The 12,642-nt window shown below is 67.6% G+C and carries 11 protein-coding genes, 1 tRNA gene and 1 pseudogene; 6 read left to right on the plus strand and 7 right to left on the minus strand.

The annotated features are described in order from the left end of the window. Positions 1 to 30: 30 nt before the first annotated feature. From PT85_RS06225 to recJ, 5 genes are all read left to right on the plus strand, one after another. Positions 31 to 106 (plus strand) — tRNA-Lys (locus PT85_RS06225). Between the two features lie 146 nt (positions 107 to 252). Next, positions 253 to 1,311, plus strand: coding sequence for a quinolinate synthase NadA (nadA, locus tag PT85_RS06230; protein ID WP_027589284.1), 1,059 nt, complete (start codon positions 253 to 255; stop codon positions 1,309 to 1,311). Positions 1,312 to 1,383: 72 nt separating this feature from the next. Further along, the gene (locus PT85_RS06235; protein WP_051587324.1) at positions 1,384 to 1,650 is read left to right on the plus strand and encodes a DUF3509 domain-containing protein; all 267 of its coding nucleotides are present in this window, start codon (positions 1,384 to 1,386) and stop codon (positions 1,648 to 1,650) included. Positions 1,651 to 1,714: 64 nt separating this feature from the next. After that, the gene (locus PT85_RS06240; RefSeq protein WP_039606195.1) at positions 1,715 to 2,254 is read left to right on the plus strand and encodes a YaeQ family protein; all 540 of its coding nucleotides are present in this window, start codon (positions 1,715 to 1,717) and stop codon (positions 2,252 to 2,254) included. 74 nt (positions 2,255 to 2,328) lie between these two features. Beyond that, positions 2,329 to 4,044 carry a single-stranded-DNA-specific exonuclease RecJ gene (gene recJ, locus PT85_RS06245; protein WP_039606196.1) on the plus strand — a complete coding sequence of 572 codons (1,716 nt, stop codon included), beginning with the start codon at positions 2,329 to 2,331 and terminating at the stop codon, positions 4,042 to 4,044. A 67-nt stretch (positions 4,045 to 4,111) separates the two neighbouring features. Here recJ and PT85_RS18510 read toward each other — a convergent pair whose 3' ends face one another. Together PT85_RS18510 and PT85_RS18515 are read right to left on the minus strand one after the other, a co-directional pair. Next, positions 4,112 to 4,954: a methyl-accepting chemotaxis protein gene (locus PT85_RS18510; protein WP_407681080.1), complete on the minus strand. Its 843-nt coding sequence runs from the start codon at positions 4,952 to 4,954 to the stop codon at positions 4,112 to 4,114. Between the two features lie 15 nt (positions 4,955 to 4,969). Further along, positions 4,970 to 5,746, minus strand: a pseudogene (locus PT85_RS18515) (MCP four helix bundle domain-containing protein); the annotation flags it as partial. Between the two features lie 197 nt (positions 5,747 to 5,943). Between PT85_RS18515 and PT85_RS06255 the strand changes: the two are divergent. Then, entirely contained in the window at positions 5,944 to 7,035 is a 1,092-nt protein-coding gene (locus tag PT85_RS06255) for an NADH:flavin oxidoreductase/NADH oxidase (RefSeq protein ID WP_027589289.1), read from the plus strand. Positions 7,036 to 7,041: 6 nt separating this feature from the next. Here the strand turns inward: PT85_RS06255 and PT85_RS06260 are convergent, their stop codons facing one another. From PT85_RS06260 to ydcS, 5 genes are read right to left on the minus strand one after another with little or no spacing between them, the layout of a single operon-like run. Then, the gene (locus PT85_RS06260; protein WP_039606198.1) at positions 7,042 to 8,466 is read right to left on the minus strand and encodes a gamma-aminobutyraldehyde dehydrogenase; all 1,425 of its coding nucleotides are present in this window, start codon (positions 8,464 to 8,466) and stop codon (positions 7,042 to 7,044) included. Between the two features lie 47 nt (positions 8,467 to 8,513). After that, complete coding sequence (locus PT85_RS06265) at positions 8,514 to 9,320, minus strand: ABC transporter permease (RefSeq protein WP_039606199.1); 807 nt, start codon at positions 9,318 to 9,320, stop codon at positions 8,514 to 8,516. Beyond that, positions 9,310 to 10,257: an ABC transporter permease gene (locus PT85_RS06270; RefSeq protein ID WP_039560605.1), complete on the minus strand. Its 948-nt coding sequence runs from the start codon at positions 10,255 to 10,257 to the stop codon at positions 9,310 to 9,312. Before PT85_RS06270 ends, PT85_RS06265 begins: the two co-directional genes overlap by 11 nt. Next, positions 10,257 to 11,285 (minus strand): ABC transporter ATP-binding protein, encoded by a 1,029-nt coding sequence (locus tag PT85_RS06275; protein WP_039606200.1) that lies wholly within the window; start codon positions 11,283 to 11,285, stop codon positions 10,257 to 10,259. The genes PT85_RS06270 and PT85_RS06275 overlap by 1 nt, the downstream gene beginning before the upstream one ends. Positions 11,286 to 11,303: 18 nt before the next feature. Then, complete coding sequence (gene ydcS, locus PT85_RS06280; protein ID WP_039606201.1) at positions 11,304 to 12,452, minus strand: putative ABC transporter substrate-binding protein YdcS; 1,149 nt, start codon at positions 12,450 to 12,452, stop codon at positions 11,304 to 11,306. Between the last annotated feature and the right edge of the window lie 190 nt (positions 12,453 to 12,642).

Here is a 12,642-nt window from a genome sequence, read left to right on the forward strand (position 1 = left end):
TGAATTAAATCAGTATGATGCACAGCCATCGGGTCGTTAGCTCAGTTGGTAGAGCAGTTGACTCTTAATCAATTGGTCGTAGGTTCGAGCCCTACACGACCCACCAGTTGAAACGAGTAGAAGCCGGAAATCAGTTGAAAGATTGATTTCCGGCTTTTTCGTATGCGCTCGCCATGCCGCAGGCAGCCGCCGGTGGCTGGGTCGGGTGTATACTCGCCTTCCGCTTCAGTCGAGTTTGCAGGTCCTGCCGTCATGTCTCAGATCCCCGAGCGCATCCTGGTCCAAGCCCACCTCGCCGCCAAGCAGCCCAAGCCGCTGACGCCCGAGCAGGAGGCCAGCCTTCGCGCTGAAATCGCCGCCGAGCTGAAGAAGCAGGATGCCGTGCTGGTTGCCCACTACTACTGCGATCCCGTGCTGCAGGCACTGGCCGAGGAAACCGGTGGTTGCGTCGCCGATTCCCTGGAGATGGCCCGCTTCGGCAGTCAGCACCCGGCCAGCACTCTGCTGGTGGCTGGGGTGAAGTTCATGGGTGAGACCGCCAAGATCCTCAACCCGGAAAAGCGCGTGCTGATGCCCACCCTCGAGGCCACCTGTTCCCTCGACCTCGGTTGTCCGGTGGAGGAATTCGCCGCCTTCTGCGACCAGCATCCCGAGCGCACCGTGGTGGTGTATGCCAACACCTCGGCAGCGGTCAAGGCGCGTGCCGACTGGGTGGTGACCTCCAGCTGCGCGCTGGAGATCGTCGAGAGCCTGATGGACAATGGCGAGAAGCTGATCTGGGCACCCGACCAGCACCTGGGTCGCTACATCCAGCGTGAAACCGGCGCGGACATGCTGCTGTGGGATGGCGCCTGCATCGTTCACGAGGAGTTCAAGGCCAAGCAACTGGCCGACATGAAGGTCCTGTACCCCGAAGCGGCTGTGCTGGTGCACCCGGAATCCCCCGAAGCGGTCATCGAGCTGGCCGACGCGGTAGGCTCCACCAGCCAGTTGATCAAGGCGGCGCAGACCCTGCCCAATCCGACCTTCATCGTCGCCACCGACCGCGGCATCTTCTACAAGATGCAGCAGCTCTGCCCGGACAAGGAGTTCATCGAGGCGCCCACCGCCGGCAGCGGTGCCACCTGTCGCAGCTGCGCACACTGCCCGTGGATGGCCATGAACACCCTGGAGCGGACTCTGCATACCCTGCGCGAGGGCAGCAACGAGATCCTCGTGGACTCGGCACTGGTGCCGCGCGCCGTCAAGCCGCTCAAGCGCATGCTGGATTTCACCCAGGCCGCGCGCCTGCGCCTGGCTGGCAACGCCTGACGGAACTTTCCGCCTTTGCCGGCCTCAAAGCCCCGGTTTTTCAATCGGTTACCGGGGCTGTATCGGATGGACATGAATGCACTGCTGGCCGCGCTGGCTTCCTACAACGTCACCCTGGGGCCGCGCCGGCCCGATGGCGGTCGTGTCATCACCCTGCATGACGAAAAGGGAGAGCCACTGATCAGTCGGGTGGTCGGCCGTGCGCTGCTGGGTCACCCCGCCGGCCTGGCCGAAGTGCTGGACAGCGTGCGCCGCGACCTGCTGGTCGCCGGTGGCAGCACCGACGAAACGGTGCTCGCCGCATTGCGCGGCAGCGACCGGGTGCGTACCTACGCCTGATGCCGGCGGGCGCCCGGGTGGCGCTTCAGGTAGAATTGCCGCCTTTTCTCCGGACGAGCCCGCCATGGCCCTGCAAGCCACGCCCTACAAAGTCGAACTCAATCTCACCGATCTGGATCGCGGGATCTACGAGAACCTGCGCTTCACCGTCGCCCGCCACCCCTCGGAAACCGAGGAGCGCCTGGCGGTGCGGCTGATCGCCTATGCCCTGTGGTACGACCCGCAGCTGGCCTTCGGTCGCGGCCTGTCGGATGTCGATGAGCCGGCGCTCTGGGAGAAGAGCCTGGACGACCGGGTGCTGCACTGGATCGAGGTGGGTCAGCCGGATGCCGATCGCATGACCTGGTGCTCGCGCCGCGCCGAGCGCTTCAGTCTGGTGGCCTATGGCAGCCTGCGGGTCTGGCAGACCCGGGTGCTCGACAGCGTGCGCAACCTGAAGAACCTCAGCGTGGTGGCGGTCGACCAGCCCGCGCTGGAGAATCTGGCCCGAGACCTGCCGCGCTCGCTGAGCTGGAGCGTGATGATCAGCGATGGCGAACTGTTCGTCACCGATGAGCGTGGCCAGCACGAGATTCCCCTGGAGTGGCTGGCCGGCGAGCGCTGAAGCCCGCGCCCACCGCTTGGTGGATCAATAAAAGTGCGATCCACCCCACGACTGCCCTGCGATCCGAGTTGTCCATGCGTATCGAACCCCGCCCGTTGCCCGACTCCCTGCCCGATCTGGGCGACCTGCCGCCGCTGCTGACCCGCCTGTATGCCGCCCGTGGCGTGCGTAGCGCCGTCGAGTTGGAGAAGGGGCTGGCGCGGCTGCTCCCCTACCAGCAACTGGCCGGCATCGACGCGGCGGTGGCGCTTTTGGTCGAGGCGCTGGAGCAGCATCGGCGGGTGCTGATCGTCGGTGACTTCGATGCCGACGGTGCCACCGCCAGCTGTGTCGGTGTGCTGGGCCTGCGCATGCTTGGTGTGGCGCATGTCGACTACCTGGTGCCCAACCGTTTCGAGTACGGCTACGGCCTGACGCCGGAAATCGTCGCGGTGGCGCTGCAGCGACGGCCGGAGCTGTTGATCACCGTGGACAACGGCATCTCCAGCGTGGATGGCGTGGCGGCGGCCAAGGCGGCCGGACTCAAGGTACTGGTCACCGATCACCACCTGCCGGGCCCCGAATTGCCCGCAGCCGATGCCATCGTCAACCCCAACCAGCCGGGCTGCGACTTTCCCAGCAAGGCGATGGCCGGGGTCGGCGTGATCTTCTATGTGCTGCTGGCGCTGCGTGCGCGGCTGCGCGAAATCGGCTGGTTCGCCCGCGCCGGCCTGGCTGAGCCAAACCTCGGCGAGCTGCTGGATCTGGTGGCGCTGGGCAGTGTTGCCGACGTGGTGCCGCTGGACGCCAACAACCGCATCCTCGTGCATCAGGGGCTGGCGCGCATCCGCGCCGGCCGGGCGCGGCCCGGCCTCAAGGCGATCCTTGAAGTAGCCGGCAAGCAGGCCGCGCGCATCACCTCCACTGATCTCGGCTTCATCCTCGGCCCGCGCCTGAACGCCGCCGGCCGCCTGGACGACATGAGTCTGGGCATCGAATGCCTGCTCTGCGAGGACGAGGTCCTGGCCCGCGACATGGCAGTGCAGCTCGACCAGCTCAACCAGGATCGCAAGGCCATCGAGCAGGGCATGCAGCGCGAGGCGCTGGCCCAGTTGAAGGACCTGCCGGTCGAGCAACTGCCGTTCGGCCTGTGCCTGTTCGAGCCGGAATGGCACCAGGGTGTGATCGGCATCCTCGCCTCGCGTCTGAAGGAGCGCTACCACCGCCCGACCATCGCCTTCGCCGATGCCGGCGACGGCCTGCTCAAGGGATCGGCGCGCTCGGTGCCGGGCTTCCATATTCGCGATGCGCTGGACGCCGTGGCGGCCCGCCATCCGGGGCTGATCAGCAAGTTCGGCGGGCACGCCATGGCCGCCGGCCTGTCGTTGCCGGTAGCGAACTTCGGCGCCTTCGCCGCCGCCTTCGATGCCGAGGTGCGCCGCCAGCTCAGCGACGAGGATCTCACTGGCCGGCTACTGTCCGACGGCCAGTTGGGCGCCGAGGAGTTCCACCTGGAGCTGGCCCGCGCCCTGCGCCACGCCGGGCCCTGGGGTCAGCATTTTCCCGAGCCGCTGTTCCATGGCATGTTCCAGCTGGTGCAGCAGCGCCTGGTAGGCGAGCGGCACCTGAAGCTGGTGGTGAAGACCGAATGTGGCAGCCGCACGCTGGATGGTATCGCCTTCAACATCGACCGCGAACAATGGCCCAACCCGACGGTGCGCTGGGTCGAGCTGGCCTACAAGCTGGACGTCAACGAGTACCGCGGGCAGGAAAGCGTCCAGCTGCTGGTCAGCCACCTGGCGCCGCGCTGACGGCCCTCGCCCCGCCGTATTGCGGTCAGCGCTTTCCCGGCCGCCACAGGCACGCGGTAGCGCACGTTCACACCTGGAAGCGCCCCACCAGCCGCGCCAGCTGGCCGGACAGCTCCGACAGGCCGCGGCTGGCCTGGGTGCTTTGCTCCGACATCTGCGTCGCCTGGTTGGACAGGGTACGGATCTCGTCGATGTTGCGCGCGATCTCCTCGGTCACGCTGCTCTGCTCCTCGCAGGCGGTGGCGATCTGCGCGGCCATGTCGTTGATGCGCTGGATCGCGCCGCGCGTGCCGTCGAGCACCTGCTCCACATCCGCCACGCGCTGCACGCTGTCGGTGGCCTTGCCGCCGCCGCTTTCCATGGCGCGCACCGCTTGCTGCACGCCGCTCTGCAGACGCTCGATGCGCGCCTGGATGTCCACCGTGGATTCCTGGGTGCGCGCCGCCAGGGCGCGTACCTCGTCGGCTACCACCGCGAAGCCGCGACCCTGGTCGCCGGCGCGGGCCGCCTCGATGGCGGCGTTGAGGGCCAGCAGGTTGGTCTGTTCGGCAATCGTGCGAATCACCTCCAGCACTGCGCCAATGCTGGCGGTTTCCTCCTCCAGGGCCCTGATGGTCTTCGCGGCGTTGCCCACGTCGCTGGCCAGGGCGCGGATCACCGTGATGCTCGCGCCGACCACCTGCGCGCCATGGCGCGACTGCTCATCGGCTTCGCGCGCCGTGTCGGCGGCCTGCTGCGCGCTGCGCGCCACCTCGTGCACGGCAGCGCTCATCTCCGTGGCGGCGGTGCTGACCTGGTCGACTGCGGCGAACTCGTTGCTGATCAGCTCGTCGTTGCGCGCCGCCAGGCCCGCCTGGTCGCGGGCCGAGGTGGACACCGATCCGGCCAGGGAGCCGATCTCGGCGATCATCGGCTGCAGCTTGTCGAGGAACCGGTTGAAGGCGCGCCCGAGCTGACCCAGCTCGTCCCGGGAGCTGGCTTCCACGCGTCCACGCAGGTCGCCGTCACCGTCTGCGATCTGCTCGAGCCGCTCCAGCAGGCGCTGCAGCGGCCGGGTAACCAGCATCGGAAAGGCGAAGGCGAGCAGCGTGCAGATCAGCAGGCCGATCATCACCAGCGTGCCCTGTTGCACCCGGTTGGCGATGCCCTGGTCAATAGCCGACTGGCCCAGTGCCTCGGCGGTGGCGTCTTCCAGCTCGCCGAGCTTATCGATGGCGTCGCGGGCCGCCTCGAACAGCTTCTCGCTTTCGCCGAAGCTCAGCGCGGTCGCGCCGGCCGGGTATTCACGGGTCATCGCCAGCACCCGTTCCGAAGTGGCCTTCCAGCGTTCGAAGCCCCGATTGAACTCTTCCACCAGGCGGCGCGCCTCGGGGGAGGGCTGCAGCGTCGCGTAGCGATTGACCCGTTCGTGGGCCTGGCTCAGATTCTCGCGGTGACTGTCACGCAGCGCCTGGGCATGCTCTTCGGTGAAGTCGCCGAGCAGGCTGCGTTCGGCGATGAACGCCTGGTACAGGTCGCGGTCGGCATTGAGCAGCAGGCTCACCGCCGGCAGCGAACGGTTGGTCAGTTGTGTGGAGGCCTGCACCAGATGTTCGATGCTGCGCATCGCGAGCAGGCCCATGAGCATCAGCAGCACGGCCAGGACAAGGATGGGGAGGGCGATTTTCCAGCGGAACTTGAGATCGGCGAACAGGCGAAGCATGGGGCACCTTCCCTTGCATTTCGTTGTTGTTGTAGTGGGTCGGAGGATCCACCGCCCGCGCACCCGGCGGCCGGGTTTTCCTTGCTGACCATACGGGTTATCGGCCAGCCGGGTGGTCGGCTTTATAGCGGGTCGACTGCTTCAGGCTGTCGCAGGAGGTCTTTACTGGTGGGTGAAAATCGTTCGGGAGATTCGTCATGTCGCTGCTTTTCCAGCCGCTGAACCTGCGTCAGCTGACCTTGCCCAACCGCATCGCGGTGTCGCCCATGTGCCAGTACTCGGCGGGCGAGGACGGTCTGGCCACCGACTGGCACCTGGTGCACCTGGGCAGTCGCGCCGTCGGCGGTGCCGGCCTGGTGATCTTCGAAGCCACCGCCGTGCTGCCCGAGGGCCGGATCAGTGCCCATGACCTGGGCATCTGGAGCGAGGCGCACGTGGAGCCGTTGCGGCGCATCACCGCGTTCATCGAGTCCCAGGGCGCCGTGGCCGGCATCCAGCTGGCGCATGCCGGACGCAAGGCCGGCACCTGGCAGCCCTGGCGTGGCAAACGCGGCAGCGTGCCGTTGAACGAGGGCGGCTGGGTGCCGGTCGGCCCGTCGCCGCTGGCCTTCGATCCCGAGCACGCGGTGCCCGCCGAGCTGGACGCCGAGGGCATCGCCGGGATCGTGCGCGCCTTCGTCGAGGCCGCCGAGCGGGCGCGGATCGCCGGTTTCAAAGTCGCCGAAGTGCATGCTGCACACGGCTACCTGCTGCACCAGTTCCTCTCGCCGCTCTCCAACCGCCGTGGGGATGACTACGGCGGCTCCTTCGAGAATCGCATCCGCCTGCTGCTGCAGGTGACCGAGGCGGTGCGTCAGGTCTGGCCGGCTGACCTGCCGCTGCTGGTGCGCCTTTCCGCCACCGACTGGGTGGAAGATGGCTGGAATCCAGACGAGACGGTGGAGCTGGCCTGCCGGCTCAAGGCACTGGGCGTGGATCTGATCGATGTGTCCTCGGGCGGTACCTCGGCCAACGCGGAAATCCCCATCGGCCCTGGCTATCAGACCCAGTTCGCCGAACGCATCCGCCGCGAGGCGGGGATCGCCACCGGCGCGGTGGGGCTGATCACCGAAGCGGTGCAGGCCGAGCACGTGCTGCGTACCGGCCAGGCCGACCTGATCCTGCTGGCCCGCGAGCTGCTGCGCGATCCCTACTGGCCGCTGCACGCCGCCGGCTACCTGGGCGATGCCTCGGTGCCGTGGCCGGCGCAGTACGTGCGGGCGGCGCATCGGGATACGCCGATCCGCTAGTTCCCTTCAGTGCCTGATCATGACGTGGCGTACCGCCGTGTAGTCCTCCAGGCCATACATGGACAGGTCCTTGCCATAGCCGGAGCGCTTCATGCCGCCGTGCGGCATCTCGCTGACCAGGGTGAAGTGGGTGTTCACCCAGGTGCAGCCGTACTGCAGACGCGCCGCCAGGCGATGGGCGCGGCCGATGTCGCGGGTCCACACGGAGGAGGCCAGGCCGTAGCTGGAGTCGTTGGCAAAGGCCAGCGCCTGGGCCTCGTCTTCGAACGGCGTTACCGACACCACCGGGCCGAACACCTCGTGGCGGACGATTTCGTCCTCCTGGCGAGCGCCGGCCAGCACGGTCGGCAGGAAGAAGAAGCCGGCATCCCCCGGCGCCTTGCCGCCGGTCACCACCTCGACGTGAGGCAGGGCGCTGGCGCGCTCGACGAAGCCGGCGACCCGCTGGCGCTGGACCTCGCTGATCAGCGGCCCCAGTTCGGTGGCCGCATCGTCCTGCAGGCCCTGGCGCAGGCTGGCCACGGCTTCGCCCAGGCGCGCAACGAACCGTTCATAGATGCCTTTCTGCGCATAGATGCGGCAGGCGGCGGTGCAGTCCTGGCCGGCGTTGTAGAAACCGAAGGTGCGGATGCCCTCGACCACGGCCTCCAGGTCGGCGTCGTCGAAGACGATCACCGGCGCCTTGCCGCCCAGTTCCATGTGCAGGCGCTTGACGCTGGCGGCGCTGCCGGCGATGAGGTTCGCGCCGGTGGCGATGGAGCCGGTCAGCGACAGCATGCGCACCTGGTCGTGGCCGGCCAGGGCCGAGCCCACGCTGGCGCCGCGCCCGAACAGGATGTTGGCTACGCCGGCAGGAAAGATCTCGGCGATCAGCTCGCCCAGGCGCAGCGCGGTCAGCGGCGTCTGCTCGGAGGGCTTGAGTACCACGCAGTTGCCGGCGGCCAGCGCTGGCGCCAGCTTCCAGGCCGCCATCATCAGCGGGTAGTTCCAGGGCGCGATGGAGGCGACCACGCCGATGGGATCGCGGCGGATCAGCGAGGTGTGCCCGGGCAGGTATTCGCCGGCGGCCGAGCCCTGCAGGCAGCGGCTGGCGCCGGCGAAGAAGCGGAACACGTCGGAGATCGCCGGCAGCTCGTCGTTCAGGGCGGTGGTATAGGGCTTGCCGCAGTTCTGCGACTCCAGCCGGGCCAGCTCCTCGGCGTGGGTGTCGATGGCGTCGGCCAGGGCCAGCAGGCAGGCGGCGCGGTCCTTGGGCGGGGTCTGTGACCAGCCGTCGAAGGCGGCATCGGCCGAACGCACCGCCGCATCGATCTGCTCCGGACCGGCTTCGGCAATCCGCAGCAGCTCGCTGCCCAGGGACGGATTGAGGACCGGCTGGGCCGGTCCCTGGCCAGCGACCAGCTCGCCGTTGATCAGCAGTTTGGTTTGCATCTTGGGCTCCCTAGATGAACGAGATGGAACGGTTGGGTGGCTCGGTGTCATTTGTCGCCGCCCGCCACCTCGTCACCGCCCCGGGTCAGGTAATAGGCGGCGAGGATCGGCAGCATGGTCACCAGCATCACCAGCAGGGCCACCACGTTGGTGATGGGCACATCGCGCGGGCGGGACAGCTGGTTGAGCAGCCACAGCGGCAGGGTGCGTTCGTGGCCGGCGGTGAATGTGGTGACGATGATCTCGTCGAAGGACAGGGCGAAGGCCAGCATACCGCCGGCCAGCAGCGCCGAACCCAGGTTGGGCAGGACGATGTAGCGGAACGTCTGCCAGCCATCGGCGCCCAGGTCCATGCTGGCCTCGATCAGGCTGTACTGGGTGCGGCGGAAGCGGGCGATGACGTTGTTGTAGACGATCACCACGCAGAAGGTGGCGTGGCCGATGACGATGGTCAGGATGCCCGGCTCGATGCCGAACCGCTTGAAGGCGGACAGCAGCGCCAGGCCGGTGACGATGCCGGGCAGCGCGATGGGCAGGATCAACAGCAGCGACACGCTTTCCTTGCCGAAGAAGTCGCGCCGCCACAGCGCCGCGGCCGCCAGGGTGCCGAGCAGCAGGGCGATCAGCGTGGCCAGGGCCGCCACCTGCAGCGAGAGGCTGATGGCCTGGAGCACATCGTGACGGGCGAAGGCCACGCCGAACCAGTGCAGAGTGAAGCCCTTGGGCGGAAAGCTGAAGCCGGCGGTCTCGGTGTTGAAGGCATACAGGCCGATGATCAGGATCGGAAAATGCAGGAACAGCAGGCCGCCCCAGGCGGCCAGCCGGAGCCCCAGGGACGGCCGGTCAGAGCGCATCGAACGCCCCCAGTCGCTTGACGACGGACAGGTAGAGCGCCACCAGCACGATGGGCACCAGGGTGAAGGCGGCGGCCATGGGCAGGTTGCCGATTGAGCCCTGCTGGGCATACACCATGTTGCCAATGAAGAAGCCCGGCGGGCCGACCAGCAGCGGCACGATGAAATCCCCCAGGGTCAGGCAGAAGGTGAAGATCGATCCGGCGGCGATGCCGGGAATGGCCAGCGGCAGGATGACCAGGCGCAAGGTCTGCGCCGGGCGTGCGCCCAGGTCCGCCGAGGCCTGCAGCAGGGAGCGCGGCAGGCGTTCCAGCGCGGCCTGGATCGGCAGGATCATGAAGGGCAGCCAGATGTAGACGAACACCAGAAAGCGGCCCAGGTGCGAGGTCGACAGGGTGCTGCCGCCCACCCCGGGAATGGCCAGCAGCGACTCCAGCAAGAAGCGCAGTCCGAGCTGGTCGATGAACCACTGGGCCACGCCGCCCTGGGCCAGCAGCAGCGTCCAGGCGTAGGCCTTGACGATATAGCTGGCCCACATCGGCAGCATCACCGCGATGTAGAAGAACGCCTTGGTGCGCCCTGAGGTGTGCAATGCCATGTAGAAGGCGATCGGAAAGGCCAGCAGGGCGCTGGCCACGGAAACCGCCACGGCCATGCTCAGGGTGCGCAGGATGATGTCGAAGTTGGCCGGCTGGAACAGCGCGCGCAGATTGTCCAGGGTCAGCGTGGGCGTGACCGTCATGCTGAAATCGTCGAAGGTGTAGAAGCTCTGCCAGAGCAGGCCCAGCAGCGAGCCCAGGTAGATGACGCCGAACCACAGCAGCGGCGGGATCAGCAGCAGCGACAGATACAGGGTCGGCTTGCGGTACAGCAGGTCGGCGAACCGGCGCACCGGGCCCGCCTGCTCCCGCGGTTGTGCAGTGACCGGGGTGGCCATCAGGGCGCCTCGCGCAGCGGCACCATGGCCGCTCGCGGCCAGCGGGCGCTGACCCGCTGGCCGGGCAGCACCGGCGGGGCGTCGAGGCTCCAGTGCGTGTTCGGCTGGCTGACGGTGAAGTTCTGGCCGTTGTCCAGGCGCAGCTCGAAACGGGTGGCGGCGCCCAGATACTGAATGTCCTGCAACTGGCCACTGATCTGCAGCTCCTCGGCGGACGCCGGCTTGCTATCGGCCAGGCGGGCGTGCTCCGGGCGAATCGAGAAGGGTTGCGGCGAGCCGCATAGCTGCCGCGCCAGCTCGCCGCGGATCACGTTGCTGGTGCCGACGAACTCGGCGACGAAGGGTGTGGCCGGTTGCAGGTACAGATTGCGCGGCGTGTCCAGCTGTTCGAGGCGCCCCTGCCGGAATACCGCCACCCGGTCGGACATGGACAGGGCCTCGCCCTGATCATGGGTGACGAACACGAAGGTGATACCGAGTTGGCGCTGCAGCTTCTTCAGTTCGCCCTGCATCTGCTCGCGCAGCTTGAGGTCCAAGGCGCCCAGGGGCTCGTCGAGCAGCAGCACGCGCGGACGGTTGACCAGCGCCCGGGCCAGGGCCACGCGCTGGCGCTGGCCGCCGGACAGCTGGGACGGCCTGCGTTCCGCGAAACCGTCGAGCGCCACCAGACTCAGCGCCTCCCGGGCCCGCGCCAGGCGTTCGGCCTTGGCCACGCCCTTGACCTTCAGGCCATAGGCCACGTTGTCCAGCACCTTCATGTGCGGGAACAACGCGTAGTCCTGAAACACCGTGTTGACGTCGCGGCGGTAGGGCGGCAGGCCGGCGGCCTCGACGCCCTGGATGCGGATGGAGCCCGAGCTGGGCTGCTCGAAGCCGGCGATCAGGCGCAGGCAGGTGGTCTTGCCCGAGCCCGATGGGCCCAGCAGGGAAAAGAACTCGCCGTCGCGGATATCCAGGGTCAGCTGGTCGACGGCGCGAACCTGCCCATACAGGCGGGACACCTCGGTGAATTGCACGGCAACGCTCATGGTGTGCTCCCCGCGCCGTCACCTGCCGCCCATGATCGAGATGTAGTCCTGGGTCCAGCGGCTGTAGGGCACGTACTTGCCGCCCTCCGCCTGTGGCGTCTTCCAGAAGGCGATCTTCTCGAAGTTGTCGAAGCCGTTGGTCTTGCAGCCCTCGGCGCCCAGCAGTGCGTTGCCCGTGCAGGCCGCCGGCACTGCCGGCACCGAGCCGAACCAGGCGGCCAGGTCGCCCTGGACCTTGGGTTGCAGCGACCAGTCCATCCACTTGTAGGCGCACACCGGATGCCGGGCGTTGGCATGCAGCATGGTGGTGTCGGCCCAGCCGGTGGCGCCTTCCTTCGGCACCACCGAGGCGATCGGCTGGCCCTCGGCCTTGAGGGCGTTGACCTGGTACGGCCAGGCGCTGGACGCCACCACGCCCTCGTTCTTGAAGTCGTTCATCTGCACCGTCACGTCGTGCCAGTAGCGATGGATCAGGCTGTGCTGCTGGCGCAGCAGGGCCAGCGCGGCGGCGTACTGCTTCTGGTCAAGCAAGTAGGGATCGGCGATACCCAGCTCCGGCTTGGCCGACTTCAGGTACAGCGCGGCATCGGCGATGTAGATGGGGCCGTCGTAGGCCTGGACGCGGCCCTTGTTGGGTTTGCCATCGGGCAGGTTCTGCGCTTCGAACACCGTGGCCCAACTGGTCGGGGCGCTCGGGAAGATCTTGGTGTTGTACATCAGCACGTTGGGTCCCCACTGGTAGGGGGTGCCGTAGTGCACGCCGTCGACCGTGTGCCAGGGCGCATTCTTCAGGCGGTCATCGACGCTGTTCCAGCTCGGGATCAGGGTGATGTTGACCGGCTGCACGTGCTTGCCGGCCACCAGGCGCAGCGAGGCGTCACCCGAGGCGGTGACCAGGTCGTAACCGCCCTTGGACATCAGGCTGACCATCTCGTCGGAGGTACCGGCGGTCTTCACGTTGACCTGGCAACCGGTGCTCTTTTCGAACGCGGTCACCCAGTCGTATTGCGGGTCGGTATCGCCGCGCTCGATGTAGCCGGGCCAGGCGATGATATCCAGCCGCCCCTCGGGCTGGCCCAGGGTCTTGAGGGGTTCGGCCGCCTGCGCGGCGGTTGCCGCCAGGGCGGCGCCGAGCAGGCTGATCACTGCGGTGTGCGACGCGGACATGGTATTCCCTCTTGTGGGCTCGGTTGGCGGGGTCGTCGAAATGTCGGGCGAGTCGCGTCAGTCTAGTAGCTGGCGACCCGCTTGATCCGGCGCCGGTGGCCACCGTGGTGCGGACGAATCCCGTCGCCCGGCGTGCTGTCAGCCGCAGTTCGCTGGGGTATACTCGCCGGCTTTTCCGAAGCTTCATCTG

Origin of the sequence: Pseudomonas flexibilis, from assembly GCF_000806415.1 — a bacterium.
GTDB lineage: Bacteria > Pseudomonadota > Gammaproteobacteria > Pseudomonadales > Pseudomonadaceae > Serpens > Serpens flexibilis.